This is a genomic window from Anaerosphaera multitolerans (assembly GCF_004006535.1).
Lineage (GTDB): Bacteria > Bacillota > Clostridia > Tissierellales > Peptoniphilaceae > Anaerosphaera > Anaerosphaera multitolerans.
This window is the reverse complement of record NZ_RLIH01000016.1, coordinates 1-23,745: the sequence shown is the minus strand read 5'-3', so window position 1 is coordinate 23,745 and position 23,745 is coordinate 1. Positions and strand designations below refer to the sequence as shown.

Annotated in this window: 28 protein-coding genes and 1 other RNA gene; 27 read left to right on the top strand and 2 right to left on the bottom strand. The window is 31.8% G+C overall.

What is annotated here, in order from left to right; genetic code table 11:
- Positions 1–145 precede the first annotated feature (145 nt).
- The 16 genes from EF514_RS09260 (at position 146) to EF514_RS09185 (ending at position 12,294) form a co-directional block, all read left to right on the top strand.
- A complete protein-coding gene (locus EF514_RS09260) occupies positions 146–508 on the top strand; it encodes a GntR family transcriptional regulator (protein WP_127725169.1) in 363 nt (120 codons plus the stop codon).
- A complete protein-coding gene (locus tag EF514_RS09255) occupies positions 501–1,358 on the top strand; it encodes an ATP-binding cassette domain-containing protein (protein ID WP_127725168.1) in 858 nt (285 codons plus the stop codon). The genes EF514_RS09260 and EF514_RS09255 overlap by 8 nt, the downstream gene beginning before the upstream one ends.
- Positions 1,351–2,043 carry a hypothetical protein gene (locus tag EF514_RS09250; RefSeq protein WP_127725167.1) on the top strand — a complete coding sequence of 231 codons (693 nt, stop codon included), beginning with the start codon at positions 1,351–1,353 and terminating at the stop codon, positions 2,041–2,043. The genes EF514_RS09255 and EF514_RS09250 overlap by 8 nt, the downstream gene beginning before the upstream one ends.
- 13 nt (positions 2,044–2,056) lie before the next feature.
- A complete protein-coding gene (locus tag EF514_RS09245; protein WP_127725166.1) occupies positions 2,057–2,776 on the top strand; it encodes a hypothetical protein in 720 nt (239 codons plus the stop codon).
- Positions 2,777–2,796: 20 nt separating this feature from the next.
- Positions 2,797–3,468, top strand: coding sequence for a hypothetical protein (locus EF514_RS09240; RefSeq protein ID WP_127725165.1), 672 nt, complete (start codon positions 2,797–2,799; stop codon positions 3,466–3,468).
- Positions 3,469–3,509: 41 nt separating this feature from the next.
- Complete coding sequence (locus EF514_RS09235; RefSeq protein WP_127725164.1) at positions 3,510–4,199, top strand: hypothetical protein; 690 nt, start codon at positions 3,510–3,512, stop codon at positions 4,197–4,199.
- A complete protein-coding gene (locus EF514_RS09230; protein WP_127725163.1) occupies positions 4,199–4,849 on the top strand; it encodes a hypothetical protein in 651 nt (216 codons plus the stop codon). The genes EF514_RS09235 and EF514_RS09230 overlap by 1 nt, the downstream gene beginning before the upstream one ends.
- Positions 4,850–4,879: 30 nt before the next feature.
- Positions 4,880–5,221, top strand: coding sequence for a GIY-YIG nuclease family protein (locus EF514_RS09225; protein WP_205666433.1), 342 nt, complete (start codon positions 4,880–4,882; stop codon positions 5,219–5,221).
- Positions 5,222–5,406: 185 nt separating this feature from the next.
- Positions 5,407–6,582, top strand: a complete 1,176-nt coding sequence (locus tag EF514_RS09220) for an NAD(P)-dependent malic enzyme (RefSeq protein ID WP_127725161.1) — start codon at positions 5,407–5,409, stop codon at positions 6,580–6,582.
- Between the two features lie 108 nt (positions 6,583–6,690).
- A complete protein-coding gene (locus tag EF514_RS09215; protein ID WP_164845585.1) occupies positions 6,691–7,479 on the top strand; it encodes an electron transfer flavoprotein subunit beta/FixA family protein in 789 nt (262 codons plus the stop codon).
- Positions 7,480–7,484: 5 nt separating this feature from the next.
- Complete coding sequence (locus EF514_RS09210) at positions 7,485–8,480, top strand: electron transfer flavoprotein subunit alpha/FixB family protein (protein ID WP_127725159.1); 996 nt, start codon at positions 7,485–7,487, stop codon at positions 8,478–8,480.
- A gap of 13 nt (positions 8,481–8,493) precedes the next feature.
- Positions 8,494–9,258 (top strand): SDR family NAD(P)-dependent oxidoreductase, encoded by a 765-nt coding sequence (locus tag EF514_RS09205; protein WP_127725158.1) that lies wholly within the window; start codon positions 8,494–8,496, stop codon positions 9,256–9,258.
- A gap of 262 nt (positions 9,259–9,520) precedes the next feature.
- Positions 9,521–9,844, top strand: coding sequence for a DsrE family protein (locus EF514_RS09200; protein WP_127725157.1), 324 nt, complete (start codon positions 9,521–9,523; stop codon positions 9,842–9,844).
- 114 nt (positions 9,845–9,958) lie between these two features.
- Positions 9,959–10,228 (top strand): ACT domain-containing protein, encoded by a 270-nt coding sequence (locus tag EF514_RS09195; RefSeq protein ID WP_127725156.1) that lies wholly within the window; start codon positions 9,959–9,961, stop codon positions 10,226–10,228.
- Positions 10,229–10,236: 8 nt separating this feature from the next.
- Positions 10,237–11,592: a PFL family protein gene (locus EF514_RS09190; protein ID WP_127725155.1), complete on the top strand. Its 1,356-nt coding sequence runs from the start codon at positions 10,237–10,239 to the stop codon at positions 11,590–11,592.
- A 72-nt stretch (positions 11,593–11,664) separates the two neighbouring features.
- Positions 11,665–12,294, top strand: coding sequence for an epoxyqueuosine reductase QueH (locus EF514_RS09185; RefSeq protein WP_127725154.1), 630 nt, complete (start codon positions 11,665–11,667; stop codon positions 12,292–12,294).
- A 54-nt stretch (positions 12,295–12,348) separates the two neighbouring features.
- Here EF514_RS09185 and EF514_RS09180 read toward each other — a convergent pair whose 3' ends face one another.
- The gene (locus EF514_RS09180) at positions 12,349–13,341 is read right to left on the bottom strand and encodes an aspartate-semialdehyde dehydrogenase (RefSeq protein WP_127725153.1); all 993 of its coding nucleotides are present in this window, start codon (positions 13,339–13,341) and stop codon (positions 12,349–12,351) included.
- A gap of 189 nt (positions 13,342–13,530) precedes the next feature.
- On the opposite strand from EF514_RS09180, the gene EF514_RS09175 reads away from it, so the two are divergent.
- From EF514_RS09175 to EF514_RS09160, 4 genes are read left to right on the top strand one after another with little or no spacing between them, the layout of a single operon-like run.
- A complete protein-coding gene (locus EF514_RS09175; RefSeq protein WP_127725152.1) occupies positions 13,531–14,598 on the top strand; it encodes a pyridoxal-phosphate-dependent aminotransferase family protein in 1,068 nt (355 codons plus the stop codon).
- A gap of 16 nt (positions 14,599–14,614) precedes the next feature.
- Positions 14,615–15,517: a D-2-hydroxyacid dehydrogenase gene (locus EF514_RS09170; RefSeq protein WP_127725151.1), complete on the top strand. Its 903-nt coding sequence runs from the start codon at positions 14,615–14,617 to the stop codon at positions 15,515–15,517.
- On the top strand, positions 15,514–16,734 hold the full coding sequence (locus EF514_RS09165; protein WP_127725150.1) for a DUF1015 domain-containing protein: 1,221 nt from the start codon (positions 15,514–15,516) through the stop codon (positions 16,732–16,734). The genes EF514_RS09170 and EF514_RS09165 overlap by 4 nt, the downstream gene beginning before the upstream one ends.
- Positions 16,735–16,752: 18 nt before the next feature.
- Positions 16,753–17,940 carry a homoserine dehydrogenase gene (locus EF514_RS09160; protein ID WP_127725149.1) on the top strand — a complete coding sequence of 396 codons (1,188 nt, stop codon included), beginning with the start codon at positions 16,753–16,755 and terminating at the stop codon, positions 17,938–17,940.
- 50 nt (positions 17,941–17,990) lie between these two features.
- On the opposite strand, the gene EF514_RS09155 is transcribed toward EF514_RS09160, so the two are convergent.
- Entirely contained in the window at positions 17,991–18,794 is an 804-nt protein-coding gene (locus EF514_RS09155; protein WP_127725148.1) for an NAD(+)/NADH kinase, read from the bottom strand.
- 83 nt (positions 18,795–18,877) lie between these two features.
- Here EF514_RS09155 and EF514_RS09150 point away from each other — a divergent pair, with 83 nt between their 5' ends.
- From EF514_RS09150 to EF514_RS09120, 7 genes are all read left to right on the top strand, one after another.
- Positions 18,878–19,756 carry an RluA family pseudouridine synthase gene (locus EF514_RS09150; RefSeq protein ID WP_127725147.1) on the top strand — a complete coding sequence of 293 codons (879 nt, stop codon included), beginning with the start codon at positions 18,878–18,880 and terminating at the stop codon, positions 19,754–19,756.
- 37 nt (positions 19,757–19,793) lie between these two features.
- A non-coding RNA gene (ssrS, locus tag EF514_RS09145) (6S RNA) lies at positions 19,794–19,973 on the top strand.
- Between the two features lie 119 nt (positions 19,974–20,092).
- Positions 20,093–20,605 carry a YtxH domain-containing protein gene (locus EF514_RS09140; RefSeq protein ID WP_127725146.1) on the top strand — a complete coding sequence of 171 codons (513 nt, stop codon included), beginning with the start codon at positions 20,093–20,095 and terminating at the stop codon, positions 20,603–20,605.
- Between the two features lie 3 nt (positions 20,606–20,608).
- Positions 20,609–21,118 carry a methyl-accepting chemotaxis domain-containing protein gene (locus EF514_RS09135; RefSeq protein WP_240649050.1) on the top strand — a complete coding sequence of 170 codons (510 nt, stop codon included), beginning with the start codon at positions 20,609–20,611 and terminating at the stop codon, positions 21,116–21,118.
- A 100-nt stretch (positions 21,119–21,218) separates the two neighbouring features.
- Positions 21,219–22,109 (top strand): diacylglycerol/lipid kinase family protein, encoded by an 891-nt coding sequence (locus EF514_RS09130; RefSeq protein WP_127725144.1) that lies wholly within the window; start codon positions 21,219–21,221, stop codon positions 22,107–22,109.
- A gap of 11 nt (positions 22,110–22,120) precedes the next feature.
- On the top strand, positions 22,121–23,128 hold the full coding sequence (locus EF514_RS09125; RefSeq protein WP_127725143.1) for a LacI family DNA-binding transcriptional regulator: 1,008 nt from the start codon (positions 22,121–22,123) through the stop codon (positions 23,126–23,128).
- A gap of 3 nt (positions 23,129–23,131) precedes the next feature.
- Positions 23,132–23,656: a LuxR C-terminal-related transcriptional regulator gene (locus EF514_RS09120; RefSeq protein WP_127725142.1), complete on the top strand. Its 525-nt coding sequence runs from the start codon at positions 23,132–23,134 to the stop codon at positions 23,654–23,656.
- Positions 23,657–23,745: the final 89 nt, after the last annotated feature.

The window sequence follows — 23,745 nt, the reverse complement described above, 5'->3', positions numbered from 1 at the left end:
ACGGCTAAGTTTATGATGTAACTCCATAAAGGATTTAGGGGGTTTCGTTCATAAACTTGGCTGTTTTTTTATTGACAAAATTATAATAAGGTGTTAAATTGTATTTAAGGTTAGTTACTTATATAACTAACTAAGGAGGGGTGGTATGGAAGTAAAAGACGATAGACCAATTTATATACAAGTTGCAGAAATAATTGAAAATCAAATACTTAATGATAGTTTGCTTCCTAATGAAAGAGCTCCTTCTACAAATGAGTTCTCAAACATCTTGGAGATAAATCCTGCTACTGCCAGAAAGGGAATTACAATTCTAGTTGAAGAGGGAATACTTTATAAAAAAAGAGGTATGGGAATGTACGTTACAGATGATGCAAAAAAAATAATAATTGAGAAACGTAAAAAAGAATTTTATAGAGAGACACTTCCTGAAATATTAAAGGAAGCGAAACGCTTGGAAATAAGTGAGGAAGATCTTATAGATTATATTAGAGGTGGAAGAAATGATTGAAATAAGGAATTTAACGAAAGAGTATGAACATGGAAGAGAAGTTCTTGGTGATATAGATTTAAAATTGGAAAGAGGCAGAATTTATGGACTTTTTGGAAGAAATGGTGCTGGAAAAACCACTTTATTAAAAATTTTATCCAATCAAATAGTAAATTATAAGGGAGAAATTTCCTATGAAGGTGAAAAAATAACTGAAAACAGAAATTCTCTTAAACATATTTGCTACGTATCCTCTGATGAAAATTATGGCTATTTTGAAAACTTTGAATTGGTAAAATTATTAAAAAACAATGCACTGCTCTATGAAAACTTTGATCTTGATGGTGCCTTGGCCCTGTTAAAAGAATTTGACATTATTGATTATGATAAGTATAAAAATCTCTCAAGGGGAAATAAAGTGCTTTTTAATTTAATAGTTGGACTTTCAGCAAATTGCGATTTTACAATATTCGATGAGCCTGCTAATGGACTTGATGCAATAAATAGAACAAAATTTTATAAGTTATTTTCCGAAACCTTTGATGACGAAAACAGAACGGCAGTAGTTGCAACTCACATTATTGATGAAGTGGAAAATTACATTACAGATATTTTAATACTTGACGAGTCAAAAATTATTTTCAACGAAAAAATTGAAGATTTTGAAGAAAAAGCTTTTACCATTACTTCAAATGATGGACTTAAACCAAACTTAAATATTATAGGTGAAGATAGTTTAGGAACAACTAAGATTTATTATGTATATGATGAAAAGGAAAAAATAGATAGGATTGGATCTAATTATAGAATCAGCAAATTGGATTTGCAAAAATTCTTTATAAAAATTGTTGGAGAAAAGCAAAATGAATAACAACTTTTTAAAAGAAGAGAGCAGAAAAATTATTAAATCTATATCGGGTGTTTATGCTTTTCTTTTAATATTGATTACAGTTTTATTTTTAAAGGACAATATTAATATCTCTATGGACTACAAAGTATATTTTAAAATGTTAGTACTTTATAATTTTTTATTTCGAAGAATATTGTATTTACTTTGTATATATTATTTTTATAGGTATTTTGGTGGAGTTTTTAACTATGTAGTTATAAGAGGAGTTACAAGAGAGACATTTATAGTTGAAGCTTTAAAACTAATTATAATAATTACACTTATTTTGGGAATTTCAGATGGAGTATTTCTTTACTTTTCAAACTTTGAATTTGAAATTTCATCAATATTGTCAAACATACTAACTATTTTCTCAGTACTTGTGTCAATAGCTCTATCATTGACATTAATTAAGAAGTATAAGTTTGGAATAGCTTTGCTACTATTATTAATTGTATTGTATGTGGGAGTAAATGGCGAGATGCTAATTTGGAGTGCAATATTTATAATGACTTTTGTAATGATGTTATTTATGGGAGAAATGAGAGCAGATGAATTCTCAGCTTTTAATATTGTCTTTTCAGGTGATTTTATATATTTAATTTTAATATTAATCCTTACGGTTATTTGTTTAATAAGATTAACATTAAAAAGAGATATAAGGTAATAAGGAGTAAACAGTGAAAGAAAACTTATTAAAAACGGAAACTTTTAAAATGGGAAAAATCACTTTGAAATATTATTTGGGCTCATTATTTTTTCTATCTTTGATTATTTCTGTTTTAAACGGTGGAATATGGGGAATTACAAATATATTTATGTTTGCTTCAATTTTTAATTCCTTTGCAAAGCCGCTAATGTACTTAGCATCAATATATATGTTCTACAATTACTTTGCCGGAACTTTTAGTTTTTTAATAAAGAGAGGCGTTAAGAGGAAGGAATTTGTGATTTATACGGCCTTCTTAATACTTTTTCTTACAATAGTAACGGTTCTAACTGAGATTGTTTTAATGAGTAGTCAAAATCTTAAAGTTAATATTTTAGAAATAGTGGAAATATTTATAATGGACTTATTTATATTTATTTTAATAGCAAGTGTAGTTGAGGATTTAACTAATAGAAGAAACTGGAAGTTATGGTTATTTTTAATAGTAACAGCCTTTGTCTTAGGACCGAAATTCAAAGAATATCTGACAGGTTTAAGATTTATGTTGAGATTTATAATTGACATAGTAAAAAATATGTTTAGTGGAGGATTTGCAGGATCTATTGGAATAATAGGAGGAAATGAGGCTGAAAACATATTTGATTATAGTATATTAGTCTGTCTATTAATTGGAATATTTCTATTTGACTATTTAGCAGTTTCTCTTTTAAGGAAAGATGTAAAAAATTAAAATAATATGGAGAGGTTGTTATGAAAAAGAATTTTTTATTGGGAGAAACGGTAAAAACTGGAGTAATTATAAGCAGTTCATATGTATTTTCCCTTATATTTTTAAATATATTGTCTTTTATACTTTCAGCATTCTCAAAAGTTGACAATGGTTATATATATAATACTATTTTTAAAAACACTGGCTTAGGTTCTGTAATAGTAATTGTAGTTACTGTCTATAGATTTTATATTTATTTTGTAGATGTCTTTAATTTAAGTATAAAGAGAGGTTATACCAGAAAAATATTTATAAAATATTCACTTTTGTTAATATTTTCTCTATCATTGTTTCAATTAATTTTTAATACTTTAGCGGAAGATATATTTACTTTTGATATAAGGCAATATATGTTTCATTTAACTATAGGATTATACTTCTTTTTACAAATGGCAATAGCTATGTCATTGGCAGGAAAGTATAAAACCGGATATATATTTATATTAATTTTACTTGTTTTAATGTTGGTGTCAATAATTGTAGCGTTTATAGAGGAAGTAGAGAGTTTAAAAATAATTGGGGGAGCGGATGGACCTACTGCAATCTATTTAACATCAGATGCCCTAATAAATTTTAAACCTATAATTATACTTGTAACTATTTATTTAGTTTGGTTTGTTCTATCAACGAGATTTAGAAATATAAGGAAGTAGAAGCTAATTAAATAGAGTATTAAAAATTGTAGAGGAGAAAAATGAAAGAAAAATTCTTATTAAGAGAAACGGTAAAAAACTATATTGTGATTATGGCAGTATATTTAATTTCTTATGTCATATTGTCAGTACTAAGTAATATACTTTTATTTGGTAACGGTACAAATAAGGCTTATTTTATAAAAAATCTTCAGTGGATTTTTACTATAGTGATTTCTCTCTTTCTTTTTTACACTTACTTTGTAAAAGTCTTTAAAGTTTTTATAGGAAGTGGATATACAAGGAAAAACTTTATAACCTTTGCTTTATTATTAATAATTTCACTCGCCTTGTCTTTAACTTTTATAGATAGAATACTTTATGAGAAAGGAAATTTTAATAATTTATTAATTAATTTAACAGTCTATTTAAATTTGTTTTTAATTATTTCCATAGGAATGACCCTAACGGGCAAGTATGAAAAGGGAAATGTTTTTTTAGTAATTGTGTTTTTAAACCCGGTAGCCATGCTTTTAGTGGGAGCTAAAAATATATATTTAGCTTTTTATTTAATAATTGACGTGATTTTTAATATTTTTAATAGGGAAAGCTCCTTTATTAATATAATTGGCGAAACCAGTATATTTACTGGAGAGTTTACAAGGGTGGCAATGGCTTTAAATATTTTGTTTATTGGAATTTATAGTTTTTGGTTAATAACTTCAAACTTAAATAGGGATGTGAGAGAGTAATGGAAAATCAAAGAAAGTATTTAAGAGAAGTCTGCCTCAATTTAACTTTTAAGAATTTAGGAATACTTACACTTATGATTGGTATAATGGCTTTATTAGTTGAAGATTTAAGCTTATTCAGAGTTCTTTTAATAATATATATTTCCGTTTGGTCTTTTTATATACAAGGTTCAATATTTGAAAGAGCTATAAAATCAGGGGTTACAAGAGTGTACTTTGTAAAGTACAGATTATTTGTAATTTTTATAATGGCAATTATTTACTCAATAATAATACCTGTAACTTTTACAAGAGATGGTATGAATGGACCGATGTATTATACACTTCCCGTTCTTTTAGAGATATTTACTTACTTGGTACTTTTAATGACTTTTTCAGATGTAGTAGTACTTATTTATGAGAAAAATAAATTTATGTCTATATTAATTGCACTTTTATTTATAATCTATATTTATTATTTTGATAGAGGATTAATTGAAATTTTTAAAGCAAGAGGTACAGTGAGATTAATGAATAAAATTTCAGGTGCTAAAGATTATAATTTAATAGTGAATTACAGTTTTTATTTTAAAATGTTTATTAGATGTATTTTAAGTGCATTGCTAATAGTAGTGAGTTGGAAATATAATTTAAAAAGAGATGTGAAGTAGTATCAGTTATTAATGATTATGGAGGATAAAGTGAAGGAAGACAGAAAGAAATTAATTGAAGAATATAAAAATAGAAAACCTGAGATGGGTATTATTTCTTTAAAATGTAAAGAAACGGGAGAAAGCTTTCTTGATATTTCAAAAGATTTAAAAGTTGCTTTTAACGGAATATTAATAAGATTAAAGGGAAACTTACACCCTAATAAAAAATTGCAGTCATTGTGGAATGAATATGGAGAAAGCGGTTTTGACTTGGATATACTAAAGGTTTTAAAGTATGAAAATGTTGGGGAAGACCACAGCGATGAATTGGAGATAATGTTAATGGAATCCTTAGATGAAGATTCCAAGGCTATGAGACTTTGGAAGTAGTATAACATATAGATTAAATCAATAGTAGTTTACTAAAAAATGTATAATAGGCTATAATAAGTCAAATGCAGGATTTAAGACCTTTGAAGTATTTAAGGGTCTATTTTTCTTTTGTATTTAAGTTAAAGTTGTAATACAATAAATTTAAGATAAATTGGTTAAATTAGTTGTTAAAGGAGCGAGACATGGGAAATATTTATGAAGAAGCACTAAAGAAACATGAAGAGTGGAAGGGAAAAATTGAAACGCATATTAAGTTTGAAATTAAAGATGCTGATGATTTGTCTTTAGCCTATACGCCGGGAGTAGCTGAACCTTGTAGAAAGATAAATGAAGATGTTGAAAACGCTTATAAATATACGTGGAAGGGAAATATTGTAGCGGTAATTTCTGATGGAACTGCTGTTTTGGGATTGGGAGATATAGGACCTGAAGCGTCGCTGCCTGTTATGGAGGGCAAGTGTGTACTTTTTAAAAAATTCGGCGGAGTAAATGCTGTTCCTGTTGTTTTAAATACAAAGGATACTGAGGAAATTATAAGTACTATAAAGACCATTGCTCCAACTTATGGAGGAATAAACCTTGAGGATATTTCTTCTCCAAGGTGTGTGGAAATAGAAAGAAGATTAATTGAAGAGTTGGATATACCTGTTTTTCATGATGACCAACATGGAACTGCAATAGTAGTAACGGCAGCTTTAATAAATGCCTTTAAGCTTTTAAAGAAGGATCCAAAGGAAAGCGTAGCTGTGGTTTCAGGCGCCGGTGCAGCGGGACATTCTATAATTAGAATGATGAAGGAACTTGGAGTTGGAAATATATATGCCTTTGATTCAAAGGGAGTACTTAGCAGTAAGAATAAAGATAGTTATAATTTCGTTAAAAAGGAAATTTTAGAAATTACTAATAACGATGATGAAGACTTAACTATTGCAGAGGCGATGGCAAAGTCCGATATTTTTATAGGTGTGTCCACAGCGGGAGTTATAGATGCTGATATGGTGAAGTCCATGAAGGATGATTCAATTGTACTTGCAATGGCGAACCCTGAGCCGGAAATTGATTACTATGTGGCAAAAAAATCAGGAGCAAAAGTAGCAGGTACCGGAAGATCCGACTTTCCTAATCAAATAAATAACGTACTGGTATTTCCGGGATTATTTAAAGGTGCATTAAAGGTAAGAGCTAAAAAAATAAGCGAGGAAATGAAAATGGCGGCAGCTCAAGGATTAGCTTCTACTATAGCTGAATCGGAATTAAATGAAGAATATATTATACCTTCAATATTTAATAAAGATGTGGAAGATGCCGTAGCAAATGCGGTGGCGGAAAAAGCTGTTGAACAGGGTTTAAATAAATAATATGGACCTCGGAAATTATTTCCGAGGTTTTATTACTATAAAGTGAATTAATATGGGGTATAATTTAATAGATGATGTCTATGATAAATGATTTTGGGGAGGTTTAATATGGAATACTTAGTATGTGTAAAGGAAGTGCCCAAAGGGACCAAGGTTAAACTGGATCCTGTGACACATAACTTAATTAGAGAAGGAACTGCAAAGACAATAAATCCCGCAGATTTAAATGCCCTTACCTTTGCTTTAAAACTTAAGGAAAAAACCGGCGGCAGAGTTACAGTAATGACTATGGGGCCGGATTCAGCAGCAGATTCCATTAGAAAATGTTATGCAATGGGTGCGGATAGAGGATATGTTATTAGCGGACGTTGCTTTGCCGGTTCGGACACTCTTGCAACAGCCTATACCTTGGCCTTGGGAGCAAGGCATATTGGAGATTTTGATGTAATTTTTACAGGTAATCAAACGATTGATGGCGATACGGGACAGGTGGGACCTGAACTTGCAGAAAACTTAGGAATAAATCAGGTTACTTATGTTGAGGATATTGATTGCGAAGACGGGAAGTTTAAAGTAAAGAGACAAAATTCCGAAGGTGAAGAGTTAGTTGAAGTGAAAAGTCCTGTGGTTTTTACCATAGTTAGAAATGCCAATATTGTAAAAATTCCAAAAAAAGATGAAATAGAAGCATACGCAGACAGTGAAGTAACTATAATAGGTCAAGAGGATTTGGATTTGGAAATGTGTAGAGTTGGCGTTGAGGGTTCACCAACTGTAGTGGATTCTATTTTTGAAGGTGAAAAATTAGAAGTGGGAACTATGGTTGAAGGCGACAGTGATGAAAAAATAGATAGTATACTTGAAATTTTGCTGGATAAAGGATTTATAGGTAGGTGATATAGGTGGAAAATAGAGATATACTTGTTGTTTTGGAAAAGATAAATGGAGAAATTTCTTCTTTATCAACGGAGATGTTGGGAAGAGCAAGTTACTTAGCCGATAGAATGGGGCAGGAAGTATTAGCACTTTCAATGGGTAGTGATATTTCAAAAATGTCTCAGGAAGCTATTTATTACGGAGCTGATAAAGTAGTGGAAGTGGAAGATAGGTTTTTGGAAAACTATACCACTCTTGCCTATACAAAGGTTTTAAATGCAGTTTTAGATAAATATAAGCCAAGTGCAGTATTTATTCCGGCGACACAAAACGGGCGTGATCTAGGCGGAAGAATTTCTGCAAGAAGACAAATTGGACTTGTGGCTGACTGTATAGATGTAGTTTTAGATGAAGATAATAAAACATTTAAATGGATACGACCTACTTTTGACGGTCAACTTTATGCGGATATTAGAGTATCTACTAAACCTGAAGTAGGAACTATCGGTGACGGAGCCTTTAGACCTTTAAACCGTGATGAAAATAGGAAAGGCGAAATATTAAAAGAAGATGTACAATTAACTGCTGATGATGTTTTAACAATTGTACTGGAACAAATAAAAGATGATGAAAAAGAAGTTAGTTTATCTGATGCAAAGGTAATAGTATCAGGCGGAATGGGAATAGGAAGCAAAGATAATTGGCACTTAATCACCGATCTGGCAGAAGAACTGGGCGCAGAAGTGGGAGCGACTAAGGATGTTATTGACCAGGACTGGCTTCCATATAATAGACAAATTGGCTCAACGGGAGTTAGAGTTTCGCCAAGACTTTATATTGCCGTAGGTATTTCAGGGGCAATTCAACATACTGCGGGAATGAAAACGTCGGATTTAATAATTGCCATAAATAATAATCCGGAAGCACCTATCTTTAAAGTTGCCCATTATGGAATAGTGGGAGATTTATTTGAAATAGTTCCAAAGTTAACTGAGAAGATTAAAGAAATAAATAATAAATAATTGAGGAGGTTTTATGGGAAAATTAGACGGAAAAGTAGTTCTTATTACAGGCGGAGGCCAGGGAATAGGATTTGGACTGGCAAAAGCTTTTGCAGAGGCAGGAGCAAACTTAGTTCTGACGGGAAGAACATTATCAAAACTTGAAAGAGCTTGTGAGGAATTAAATTCAAAATATAAAGATGTTAAAGTGATATATTTTACTGCTGACGGTTCAAAGGAAGAAGATGTTAAAGCTGCAATAGAAGGTACCGTTAGCGAATTCGGAAGGCTGGATACTGTAATTAATAATGCACAAAATTCGGCATCAGGAGTGTCACTTGTAGATCACAGCGTTGAAGATTTTAACAAGGCTATCTACTCAGGCTTATATGCAACATTTTTCTATATGAAACATTCTTTTAAATATCTTAAAGAATCTAAAGGTTCAGTTATAAACTTTGCAACAGGAGCAGGTCTTTCTGGAAAAGCGGGACAATCCAGCTATGCAGCTGCAAAAGAAGGAATTAGAGGCTTAAGTCGAGTTGCAGCTACTGAGTGGGGGCCTGACGGCGTAAGGGTAAATGTAGTATGTCCTTTAGTTATGACTGAGGGCTTGATAAAGTGGAAAGAGGAATATCCTGAACTTTATGAAAAGACAATACAATCAATACCTCTTGGTCGGATGGGTGATCCTAAAGAGGATATTGGAAGAGTGTGTGTATTTTTGGCAAGTGACGATGCTTCTTATGTAACAGGTGAAACAATTACACTTCAAGGTGGAAGCGGACTTAGACCATAGGTGGAGATTAATTATCTCCACTTTTTCTTTGTTTTTTCTTTGTTCAGAGTTATTAAAACATAAGAAACAAAGCAAGGATTTTAAATTTCTTTTAAAGTGAGATTGGAAGCTGATAAGTAAAAAAATACATTATAAAATTTTAAGACTATATTGGATAATTATATAGTTATAACAGATTAAAAATATTAAATTATAAATAATTCAAATAATAAGTTACAAAAGGGGTATAAACTTAATAAGTTAGATTTGAAGGAGTGATAAAATGAAAGTTGTATTTCACGTAGTAGAGTATGAAAAATGGGATGAAACCCTATCAAATGTTAGAGATATAGTTGAAACTAACCCGGATGCTTTAATTGAAATAGTTGTAATGTCAAGAGCGGCAATTTTATTCGGACAATACGCAGGTTATGACTTTGCGGGAATAGAAGGAAATCCAAATGTTACGGTTACAATTGGAGAAAAATCTCTAAAAGATCATAGACTGGACCCAAGTTTACTTTCTCCAAGTATTAAAGTTGAAAAATTAGTAATTACAAAGTTAGTTGAACTTCAAAATCAAGGATACGCATACATAAGATTATAAATAGTTTTTGAATTCTTTATTTTAGTATTGGAAGATTTGAGTTTTTCTAATATAATAAGCCTTATAGCATAAATGCAAAGGCTTATTTTTTATTTAAATAATTTGGAGGGAAAAATGAAAGCGGTAATAACTTTTATAGGTAATGATAAGATGGGTATTGTCTACAAGGCTACTGAATTAGTAGTAAAATACAGACTTAACATCGTAGACATGAACCAAACTATTATGGATAATTACTTTACAATGTTTATGATAGTGGATATGACTGAAAAGAATGTATCTTTTGATGAAATAGTTGAAGGCTTCACAAAACTTGGAGAAGAGCTTGGAATGTATATTAAAGTTCAACATGAAGACATATTCAACTCAATGCACCAGATTTGAGGTGAAAAATGGATAATAGAAAAATATTAGAAACGATTAGAATGTTGGAACAGGAAAATCTGGACATAAGAACAGTTACTATGGGTATTTCTCTTTTAGATTGTATTGATTCTGATGCGAAGGTTGCTTGTGACAAAATTTATGAAAAGATGATGAGAAATTCCGAAAACTTAGTTAAAACCACTTCAGAAATCTCTAAAAAATATGGAGTTCCCATAATCAACAACAGACTTTCCGTAACACCGATTTCCCTAATAGCAGGTGCAACGGACCTAGATGACTATACTTGTTATGCGGAAGTTTTGGATAAGGTTGCAAAAAATGTGGGAGTGGACTTTGTAGGAGGATTTTCCGCACTAGTACACAAAGGGTTTAACAAGGGTGATTTAGTACTTATAAACTCCATACCTCATGCTCTTTCGGTAACTGACTATGTATGTAGTAGTGTAAATGTTGGAACTACTAAGTCGGGAATAAATATGGATGCAGTTAAAAATATGGGTGATATAATATTAGATTTGGCAGAGAGGACTAAGGACAATGATTCCATAGGCTGTGCAAAGTTAGTTGTGTTTGCTAATGCTGTAGAGGACAATCCTTTTATGGCGGGGGCATTTCATGGTGTTGGTGAATCTGATACCATTATTAATATAGGAGTTTCAGGACCAGGTGTTGTAAAATCCGCCCTTGAAAGTGTAAAGGGAGAGAGTTTTGATGTAGTTTCTGAAACGATTAAGAAAACTGCATTTAAAATAACCAGAATGGGTGAGCTTGTAGGAAGAGAAGTTTCTCAAATATTAAATACTGAATTTGGGACTATAGATTTATCTCTTGCTCCAACACCTGCTGTGGGTGACAGTGTTGCAAGAATTTTAGAAGAAATTGGAGTAGATAAAGTTGGAGGCCATGGTACTACTGCTGCCTTGGCAATGTTAAATGATGCCGTTAAAAAAGGCGGAATTATGGCAAGTTCACATGTAGGCGGACTTTCAGGCGCCTTTATTCCGGTTTCCGAAGATGAGGGAATGATAGAAGGGGCAAAAAATGGAACAATAACCTTTGATAAACTTGAGGCTATGACTTCTGTATGCTCTGTAGGTCTTGATATGATTGCCATTCCGGGAGACACTCCTTCTTCTACAATAGCTGCCATTATTGCGGATGAAGCTGCAATAGGTGTTATTAATAATAAGACAACTGCTGTAAGAGTTATACCTGTACATGGTAAAAAAGTTGGAGAATTTGCTGAGTTTGGCGGACTTTTAGGATATGCGCCTATTATGGATATTGGAAATATTTCTTCTGAGGCCTTTGTTAAACGTGGCGGTAACATACCTGCGCCTATTCACAGTTTTAAAAATTAATTTAGTTAAGGAGACGGAAACGTCTCTTTATTTTTTTAAAAGCTGATATAATATAAATAGGTGAAGTTAATTATGAATAATATAAATTACAATTTAGAAATGGAAAAGATAATAGATAAAATAGATATTTTAAATCCTAAAACGCTACTTTTGCATTCCTGCTGCGGACCCTGTTCCAGTGCAGTATTGGAAAGACTTAATAAATATTTTAAGATTACAATACTCTACTATAATCCCAATTTAGACAGTGAAGAAGAATTTACCAGAAGGGCAAGGGAACAGAAAAGCTTAATTGAAAAAATACCTAAAAATAATGAAATAAATTTTTTAAACCTTGGTTACAACAATGAAGAGTACAGAGAAAAAATAATGGGTTATGAAGATGAAAAAGAGGGCGGTTATAGATGTAAACTTTGTTTTGATCTACGACTTGAAGAAACTGCAAAATTGGCAAAGAAATTGAACTTTGACTATTTTACTACTACACTTTCCATAAGCCCTCATAAAAATTCTGCATTGCTTAATAAAATTGGGGCAGAGATGTCTAAAAAGTATGATGTGAAATATTTATTTTCCGATTTTAAAAAGAAAGACGGTTATAGGAGAAGCGTTCAACTTTCTAAAGAATACGATATGTACAGACAGGATTATTGCGGGTGTGAGTATTCCAAAAGAGAATCGGAAACAAGAAATAAACAATAAAAAAGTTACTTATAATGAATGCCTTTTGGCAAATCAATTAAGTAACTTTTTTTATTAATTTTCAATTAAATATTCCAATATTTGAATTGTATTTAATGCAGCACCTTTTCTGGTGTTATCGGCGACACTTAAGAAGTTAATTCCGTTTTCTATGGAATTGTCCCTTCTAATTCTTCCAACATATACTTCATCTTTACCTGTAGTAACAGTTGGCATAGGATATATGTTATTTTTCACATCGTCATAAAGTACAATTCCCGGTTCGTTTCTAAAGTCTTCAAATATTTCATCAATATCAAAAGGCTTTTCAGTTTCAACGTTTATTGCAACCATATGAGAATTAAGCACAGGTACTCTTGCAGCTGTAGCTGTAATTCTAAGTGATTGGTCATTTAAAATCTTTTTAGTTTCATCTACCATTTTCATTTCTTCTTTTGTGTAGCCATCGTCTAGGAAATCATCAATATGAGGCAGTACGTTATAGGCTATTTGATGAGGGTAAAAATCATTTTCTCCTGCCCAAATACCTCTGTAAAGATCTTCAATGCCTCCAATACCGCTTCCTGTTACGGCTTGGTAGGTTGTGTATATAATTCTCTTTATTCCATATTTTTTATAAATAGGATATAGTGCCATTACAGATTGAATCGTACTACAATTAGGACTTGCGATTATTCCCTTTCCCTTACTGGTTTCTGAAGCGTTAATTTCAGGAACAACTAGAGGTATATCATCTACCATTCTAAATGCAGATGAGTTGTCAATAGATGTTATGCCGTATTTAGCTGCCATAGGTAAAAACTCTTTAGCCAATGGAGATTCTAAAGCACAAAGAGCATAGTCAATCTTCTTATTTTTAAGATTTTCTTCAGACAATTCTTCTATGTGATAGTTTTTACTTTGAAAATTTATAGTTTTTCCAGCAGAGTTTTTCGATGCAAAGAAGTATATGTTCTCAATCGGTAGATTTCTTTCTTCTAAGATGGTCCTCATTTTTTGCCCCACTAATCCCGTAGCTCCAAATATTGCCAAGTTAAATTTTCTCAAAACTAACACCCTTTCCTAATTTTTAATAGAATATACCACCTTTCACATTGAATTGTCAATTGGAAATAAAATTAAGTTATAGAAATTTACAGAAATATACTTAGATTGGTATTGACAAAAGCTGGTTAAAGTAATATTATCTAACGAAATACCTAAAGAGGTATAATTATTATAGAAAGGACTGAGAATATGAAATTATTCATACCTGGACCGACTTACGTTAGAGAAGATGTTCTAATGGAAATGACAAAGCCTTTAATCGGTCACAGAACGAAAGATGCAAGTGCGCTTCAAAAGGGTATTACTGAAAAAATGAAGCAAGTGTTTATTACGGAAAACATGGTGCTAAGTTCAACATCCTCGGGATGTGGACTCATGGAAGGGGCAATACGATCTTGTACTTCGTCTAAGGGTGCAGTTTTTTCTATGGGCTCATTTGGAGACAAATGGCATAAAATTGGTTTATCAAATGGTTTAGATGTGGACTTGTTTAAAGTTGAGCATGGAAATACTATTGATGCTAATTTTGTCGATGAAGTTCTAAGAAAAGAAGATTATGATTTTGTAGCTATTACTCACAACGAGACTTCTACCGGAGTAAAATCTCCTTTAGATGAAATAGCTGAAGTGATGAAAAATTATGAGGATATTGTATGGGCTGTTGATGCAGTAAGTTCTGCGGCAGGCTCTAAAATTGAAACGGATAAACTGGGAATAGACATTGTAATTACCTCAACTCAAAAATGTCTGGCACTTCCTCCGGGAATGGCATTTTGTACTTTTTCCGAAAAGGCAATTGAAAGAGCTAAGACTGTTGAAAACAGAGGAAATTATTTTGACCTTTTAAGTCTTTATAAGGACATTTTAAAACGTGATTATCAATATCCCAACACACCTAATATTTCTTTAATGTATGCAGCGGATTACCAATTAAACCACATAGTAAATGAAGAGGGTTTGGAAAACAGATTTAACAGACATAAAGAAATGGCTGAATACGTTAGAAATTGGGCAATGGAAAATTTTGCACTTTTTCCAAAGGACATTAAAGACGCATCGGATACAGTTACCTGCGTTGAAAACAACAGGGGTATTGATGTGGGCGAGTTAAATAAAGAACTTGCAAAAAGAGGAATGATTATATCCAACGGATATGGAGATTTAAAGAATAAAACGTTCAGAATTGCTCATATGGGTGATTTAACTATGGACGATATAAAAGAACTTTTAGAAAACATCGATGAAATTATAAAATAGTAGAGGAGTTTGTGTAATGAAAATTTTAGCAAATGACGGTCTTGCTCAAAATGCCATAGACCATTTTTTAAATGAGGGTATTGAAGTTGATACCAACCATTATGATAAAGAGGAATTAATGAAAGTTGGAGGAGATTACAACGTAATAGTCGTAAGATCTAACACTAAAATAGATAGAGAAGTTGCCGAGGCTTTAAAGGGAACTAATACTTCTCTTGTAATTAGAGCCGGAGTCGGACTTGATAATATAGATATAAATGCGTGTAAAGAAGTAGGAATAGACGTTGACTATACGCCTCATTCAAGTAAAAATGCAGTTACGGAATTAGTGCTTGGTCAAATGATAAATCTTTCAAGATTTCTCAGCTTGGCTGACAGGACTACAAAAGAGGGTCAATGGAATAAAAAATTATATAATGGCCACGAAATTGCAGGAAAAACCTTGGGAGTTATTGGTTTTGGAAGGATAGGACAGAGTTTGGGAGAAAAGGCCTTAGCTTTGGGATTAAAAGTAATATATTACGATTTATATAAAGTTGAAAACGACTATGCTGAATATTTTGAGTTAGATGACTTACTTAAAAATGCAGACTATATAAGCATTCACCTTCCAAGCTTGGATAAGCCTTTAATAGGTAAAAGAGAATTGGATTTAATGAAAGAAACTTCAATTTTAATTAACTATGCAAGGGGAAATGCAATTGATGAAGAGGCTTTAATAGAAGCTTTAAAAAATAGAAAAATATGTGGAGCTGCAATAGATGTATTTCCAAATGAACCTAAGGTAAATGAAAAATACTTTGAGTTGGACAATGTAGCTTTAACACCTCATATAGGAGCATCAACTTATGAAGCTCAAAACAACATAGGAAATGAAATAATATCAATAGTAGATAATTATTTCGGTGATAAGAAATGATTGAGCTGAAAGCTTTTAAAGCTCTAAGGCCATCTGCAAAATATGTAGATAAAATTACTGTACCTCCCTATGATGTGCTATCAGAAGAGGATATAAAAGAATATGCCAAAGATAAAAATTCAATGATTCATGTAATTCGTTCAGAGGTGAATTTTAAAGAAATTGATCCCTACTCTATTGAAGTTTATGAAAGCGCAAGGGACTATTTAAAAGACCTACTAGATAGAGGAGTTATATTTGAAGATGATGAAGCTCTTTATATCTATACTGAAACATTGGGCGGAAAATCTCAAAGTGGAATAGTGGGATTAGTAAATGTAAAAAATTATATTGAAAAAGATATAAAAGTACATGAGTTGACATTAAAGGAAAAGGAATTAGATAGAACTAATCACTTTTACCATATGAAAGTACAAGATGAACCTGTATTTTTATTTCATAAAAGAAATGAAGAGTTAAAGAATTTGCTATTGGAGTATTTTAATAAAAATGCTCCGGTAGTGGACTTTGATGATGAGTTTGAAGTAAATCACAAACTGCATAAAATAGATGATAGAGTTTTAATTAATAAAATAGAGAAAATTTTTAAAGATACTGATAATTTATATATTGCCGATGGACACCATAGAACCGCTTCAATTGCAACGGTATGTAAAAAATTAAGAGAAGAGGGAGAAAAAAGTGGTGAAAGCAACTACCTTATGGCCACGATTTTTCCGGAAGACGAGTTGAATATTTTAGCCTATAACAGGGTTGTAAAGGACTTAAACGGTATTACTGAAGAAGAGTTTTTAAATAGACTGAAGGATAATTTTAAAGTTACAAAGCTAAGTAGTGTAGAGTCGCCAAAAACAAAAAATAATTTCACTTTAATATTAAAAGACAGTTGTTACAATATTGAATATATTGGAGAACGGAATTTCTCCACTTATGCTGAGAGTTTAGATGTTTCCATACTTCAAGATTATATTTTGGAAAGCGTACTGGATATTAAAGATATTAGAACTGATAAAAGAATAGAATTCTACGGAGGCTTTACTTCTGAGGATAAAATAATTGATAAAATTGAAAAGGGCTATGCTTTGGGAATTTTGCTTTATCCCGTTTCTTCAAAGGACATTATAGAAATAAGTAATAGAGATGAAATTATGCCACCTAAATCTACATGGTTTGAACCCAAGCTGAGAAGTGGACTTTTTATGCATAAGCTAATATAATTTATTTGAGGTGATAGGGTGATAAAAATTGCATTACTGGGTTTTGGAACTGTAGGTAGAGGAACCTATGAAATTTTAACTAAGAAAAGTGAAAATATTAAAAAAGTAATAGGAGAGGAAGTCTTTGTAAGTAAAATTTTAAAGAGAAATTTAAACTTTCAAAGTGAAATAGATAAAAGTATATTTACAGATAATTTTAAAGAAATAGTTGAAGATGAAGAAATTAAGTTAGTAGTGGAAATGACCGGCGACTTAAAGGGAAGCTATGGCTATATTAAAGAAGCTTTAAATGCGGGGAAACACGTAGTAACTGCAAATAAAGCTGTAGTGTCGGAATATTTTGAAGAGTTTTTAGAACTTGCCGAAAAAAATAAAGTGGCTTTTTTATATGAGGCTGCCGTTGCAGGTTCCATTCCAATTATTACACCTTTAAAGACTCAAGTTTTAATAAATGACATTACAAGAGTAAGAGGAATTTTAAACGGTACAAGTAATTTTTTGCTTACCAATATGCAAGTTAGAAAGTCTGAATATAAAACAATACTGAAAGAGGCGCAGGAGCTGGGTTATGCAGAAGCTGATCCCTATGATGATGTAGAGGGAATGGATGCTCTTAGAAAACTTAGAATCTTATCTACAATAGCCTTTAAGACTAAAATTAGAAATGAAGACATACTAAGAAGGGGAATAAGCTCAATTGATTTAAGTGACATAGCTTATTTAAATAAGAAAAACTATAAAGTAAAACTTATTGCCGAGGCGATTATAAATGAAGGAAAGTTTAAAGCGGTAGTAGAACCGGTTATCCTATCTTCTGATGATGAGCTTTATGGCATAGATGGTTCAGTTAACAGTGTGGAAATTTTTGGTGAAAATTACGGATCCCTAGTTTTTGTCGGTGAGGGTGCAGGTTCACTTCCTACTGGAAATGCAATAGTAAGTGACATACTTGATGCTCTTTCGGGACATTGTTATCCTATATTAATTGAAAATAATTTAATTAATGACAATGAGAACTATGCTGCAAGATATTATGTGAGGATAAAAAATGGTTTGGACCTTTCAGCAGATTGGATAGATTTTATAGAAAGTCATGGAGACCATGTGATTATAGAAACTAAAGAAGTTAAAAGAGAGTTTCTTTTAGAGCAATTAAAAACTTTGAATATAAAGGAAGAAGATTGTTTCTATGCAAGATTAAATTAATAATAAAAATCCGAATTATATTTTAATTCGGATTTTTTAATGTTTTAAATTTACAAAAACTTGTCCTTTAAGTTTTCCCAATAAGAGTCTTGAGAAAATAAAAGTTGTTTAATACTTTTATTAGATAATTTTAAATTAACCTTTTTTAAATTTGAAAAGAAATACTCTGAACCATCTACTAGGAGCAGGTTGGAATTTGCATATCGCTTTTCAGGTACAAGGGAAATTATATGGTTTCCGGGTATTATAATGGAGCTGGAAAGAGATCTATAGGCTGCGCTATTGACAGGAGAAATTGGCGTCATTTGTAAAACTTCAAGACTGGGATGAACTATAGATCCTCCAGTTGAGAAGTTGTATGCCGTAGAACCGGAAGGAGTTGAAACTAAAATTCCATCTCCGGAAAATTTTTCCACGCTGTTTTTATTAACATATACATTTATATGTATTATTTTTGAATGTTGCGCCTTTAATACAATTTCATTTAGAGCAGTTAAAATATAGCTTCTATTTTTTGTGAAAACTTCTGCCCCTACAAGCTTTAGTTCTTCCACCGAGTAGTTTCCGTCTATATAATCATCAATAAATTTTTCAATATTATCCGGACTTATTTCTTGATAGAAACCAAGATGACCGGTGTTAATTCCCACAAAGGGCATTTGGGGAAACCTGTTTTTATGAACGGCTTTAAGAAAGGATCCGTCTCCGCCGACACAAATTGTCAACTCTGCATTTTCATCATAAGTTGTAGTAGGGGAGAAACCCTTGGAAGACAGTAAATTTAAAAGTTTTGAAGTTGTTTTTCTAGATTCAAAATTTGAATTAGACAGTATATTTATAATTCTTTTTCCCACATTTTCCTCCAGTTTTATGGTACCATTTAATAATCATATTATTATATTATAATATAATAAAATAAGTAAAAAAAGGGGATAATATGTTAAATTCCTACGAATATTTAAATTATGTTTCAAATATAAGTGGTATAAAGTTAAGGGACTATTTAAATGAAGTGGGACTTTCATCTAGGTTTATAAGAACTTCTATTAGAGAAAAAAATATCTATTTAAATGAAGAGAATATTTTTAAAAATGAGATTATAAAAATTGGAGATGTAGTCAGTATTAAATTTTCAAAGGAAGATTTAAATGGATATCCTCAATTTAAAACTTTGGATATTATTTATGAAGATGATGATATACTAGTTGTAAATAAAGAAGCAAATATGCCTACTCATACTTCAAAGGGTCACCTTAGAGGAACTCTGTTAAATTATATGGCGGGATATTTTTTGGAAAAGGGAATAGAGAGAAAGGTTCGATTTGTAAATAGATTGGATAAGGATACTTCAGGATTAGTAGTTGTAGCTAAAAATGCCTTTGCCCATTATAATATTTCAGAACAATTTAAAGGCGACGTAGTTAAAAACTATATTGCCTTTTGTAAAGGTAAATTTGAAAAAACGGAGGGAATTGTGGAAGAGCCTATTTTACGGGTTGGAGATTCCATAATACGCGAAGTTAACAGAAATGGTAAGTACGCTAAAACATCTTATAGAGTGGTAAGGGAAATAGGTGATATATCTATAGTTGAGTTGCATTTATTTACTGGAAGGACACATCAAATTCGAGTTCATTTAAAACATCTTGGTCATCCTATATTAGGAGATGTTCTTTATGGAGGCCAGGATCAATCTGTAAAGAGGCAGTTATTACACTGTAGTTATATGAAGTTCAGTCATCCCAGAACGGGGGAAGACCTTGAGTTTAAGGCGGATTTACCTAAGGATATGATTAGCTTACTTTATAATTATTGAAAAAGTCCATAGTTTAATATATAATTTATATACAGAGAAGACTCTGCAGTGTACGAATTAGCTTCATTTAATTCAACCGACATATATGATCCGGGAAATCACTTCTTAAGTACTATAAGAAGCCCTCTTGAAGGGACCTTAGAATGCTTGAGGGGATTACCCACCTTAAGTTGGGGCGGGTCTGAATTAGTGAAGTACCCGGCACCGCGGAGTTTTTTAAAATTGAATTTTAAAAATGATTTAGTGGTTTAATATAGGATAAACTTGATTAATCTCACACTTGTAGGGTAAAAATAGGATATCTATATTAATATAATAACTGAAAGGAGTAGAATTATGGGTTTATTTGATTATTTTGAAAGAAAAAAAAGAGAAGCTGCAAGAAAAAAACAAGCTGAAGATGCAGGCAAAATTGCTGCGGGTACTGCTTTAGGCGCTTTGTTGGGAGTGTTGTTTGCACCAAAGTCAGGTAAGGAAACAAGGGAAGACATTGCAAACAAGGCTCAGGAAGTAGCGGACAACGTAGCTGAAACAGCTAAAGAAGTTGGCGATACTGTTCAAATAAAGGCTGGTATTGCGGGAGAAAACATAAAAAAATCCTATGAAGATATAAAAGGAAAAGTAGGAGAGAAGAAAGAAGAACTTGGAGAAAACATAGAAACTGCAAAGGCTAAAGCAAAAGCAATAGGCGAAATTGTAAAAGACGAAGCTGAAGATATTAAAGCTATGAGCGAAATTGTAAAAGAGGAAATTTCGGATACTAAGGAAGTAGTTGAGGATGAAATCAAAGAAGAGATAGATGATTCCAAAGAAACTATTGAAGAAGTAAAGGACGAAATTAAAAAATAATATTTGGGAGCTGATAAAATGCAAGCTACTATAACTCTTCACGATTTGCTAAGGATAGTACTCTATCTATCAGGGACGGGGGCTTTAATCTATTTGGCCTTAGTTTTAAAAAATGTGCTAGGTATAGTAAATAAATTAAACGGAACCTTGGATAAGCATCAATTACAAATCGATGACACGCTTAATAAGATGCCGGAATTAACTGACAATGTTATGGAAATAAGCAAACATGTGGAAACTATCAGTAAAGAAACTTCCGAAATAATAGTTACTGCAAAACCTGAAATAGAAAAGGTTGTAACAACAGTGGGAGATATTACTGAAACTATAGATGAAGTTTCCAGAGCAGTTGATAAATCAGCTATAAGTGTTATTAATATGGTATCGGATGTATCTGATTCGGTTTCGGAGACTGCAAAAAATATTTCTTTAAATGTCAATAATGTAATAGATTATTTTTACATATTTAAGGAAATACTGGAGTCTTTAAAAGAAGTTTTTTTAAAAAAATAATAAAAGAAATTATATGATAAGTAGGCGGATTAATTAGAAATTAGCCTACTTATCTGTATTTTATTGGAAATATTTAGTATAATATGCTCAGGAGGTAGGTATGGAAAAGATAAAGATTATAGCTAATCCTAAATCGGGAAAAGAACAGGCTATTAATAAAATTAATGCGCTTATTAGTTTATTCAGTCAAGATGGTTATAAAATAGATTTAAGATTTACTACCAAAAGAGGAGATGCTATGATTTTTGCTGAAGAAGATGATGGAGAAGATCTAATAATTTCCGTAGGCGGCGATGGTACGCTAAATGAAGTGGTAAATGGTTTATATAAATCTAAAAGAGATGTTCCGCTGGCAATATTACAAGCCGGAACGGTAAATGATTTTGCAAATGTATTAAAAATCCCCAATAATATAAGGGGTTTTTATGAAATGATAAAACGTGGAAAGATAAAAAAAGTCGACCTTGGTATGGCGGGAGATAGAGTATTTGTAAATGTTGCTGCTGGGGGAATGTTTACCAATATAGCTTATCAAGTACCTGAAGAAAAGAAAACTTTACTTGGAAGAATGGCCTACTATATAGAGGGAGTAAAGGAATTAACCAAATTAGGCAATCCTGAAGAGAGTATAATAGAAGCAAAAATAAACTGTGAAGAATTAAATACCGTAGAAAATGTTTTGATGTTTATTATTGCAAATTCAGCTTCAGTAGGCGGATTTAGGTATTTGGCTCCGGATGCAGAGGTGTTTGATGGTTATCTTGACGTTTTAATAGTAAAGGAATTGGAACTTTACGACATTCCGCTCCTTTTACCTTCAATCTTAAATGGAACACATACTGAGCATGATAAAGTAATCTATTTAAAGACTAAGGAAATTACTATTGAGTCAAATAAAGACGTAGTAATAGATGTAGATGGAGAAAAGACTGAAAGTCTACCGATGACCTTTAAAATTTTAGAGAAAGCGTTAAATTTAGTAGTAAATTAAGGGGGAGAATAATGGCTTCTACAATAAAAGATGTGGCTAAAATGGCCGATGTATCTATATCGACTGTATCTAGAGTAATAAATGATTCTAAGCCTGTAAGTCCTGAGGCAAGAAGACGAGTTTTACACGCAATAGAAGTACTGGATTATAGACCTAATGAAGTTGCAAGAAGTTTAGTTACTAAAAAGTCTAACTTAATAGGAGTAATTGTTGACGATATAGGAAGTACTTATGTAAGTTATGTATTAAGAGGAGTAGAAGAAATAGGAAGGATGTATAACTATGACATTATATTGTTAAGCTCCTATGGCGATCCTGAAGTGGAAATGAAATTTTCAAAACTTCTATTTCAAAAACAAGTTGAGGGAGTAATTGTAATATCTTCCACATTAAATCAAAAGTTAATGTATAAACTTGAAGAATCTAAAATACCCTATGCCAATATAAATAGATTTTATGACATTGAAGAAGATCTTACAGTTAGGATTAACTATGAAAAAGTCAGCAGTGAAATGGTGGAACACATTATAGAAAACGGACATAGCAACATAGCGTCTATAGCTATAAGAAAAGATATAGATAGAACTGAAGAAAAATATAAAGTAGACGGTTATGAAAGTGCTATGAAAAATCATGGTTTAAGTACAAGGAGTCTCTATACTGCAGGTATAACTGAGCAAGATGTCTTAGATATTGCAAATGAAATAGACGATGCAATTGAAAATGGAACTACAGCGTTTTTCTGTTCTCAAGATGAAATTGCAGTTTATTTAATAAACTACCTAGTAGATAGGGGAATTAAAGTGCCTGACGATATTTCTGTAACAGGCTTTGGAGGTACCGGTATCACTAATATATATAGACCGAAGTTGACAACAGTGAAAATACCTTACTATGACATAGGAGCAGTGGCAATTAGAAAAATTTTAAAGGTAATAAATAAAGAAGAGGGCTTAGAAGAGAGAATACTCTTGCCTGTACAAATATTAAAACGAGACAGTGTAAAAAAACTCAATTAAGAAATGAGAGAGATATATTTAAATTTAGAAGAGGAGATCCTTGAACTAGGTGTTGAAAAACTACTGGAGCCTCAATATATTATTAAAAAAACCGACAGTTATAAGAATTTAAATGCGACAGAACTTTTATTGACTGATAAAAACATAATTAGAGACTATACAATTATATTATTTAACTCCATGGAAATTGCCTTATATTCTCAGGCGAAAATTAAGTTGCTAAAAGGAGTAAGTCGAAAAGAATTGTTGGAGGCTGTAAAAGTGCTTATGTATAATGGAGATTATGTACAGGAAAAGATTAAATCTGAAGAGGAAAATCTGCAAAAAATTGAATCCAATATAATGAAGTTAAATCATAGGCATAGACAGTTAGTAAGTAAAATCCTTGAGGGGAAAACCAATAGAGAAATAGCTGTAGACCTGTTCTTAAGCGAAAAGACAATAAAAAACAACCTGACTGAACTCTATAAAATTCTAAGTGTAAAGAACAGAATTGAATTAATTAAAAAATGTAAAAAAAGTGATTGACATAAAAAAGTAGAAATGGTAAACTAAATTAAGTCAGCTGAGGCTGATTGCTTTACTTTAAAAGTGATAAAACTTTTAAAGTAAAATAA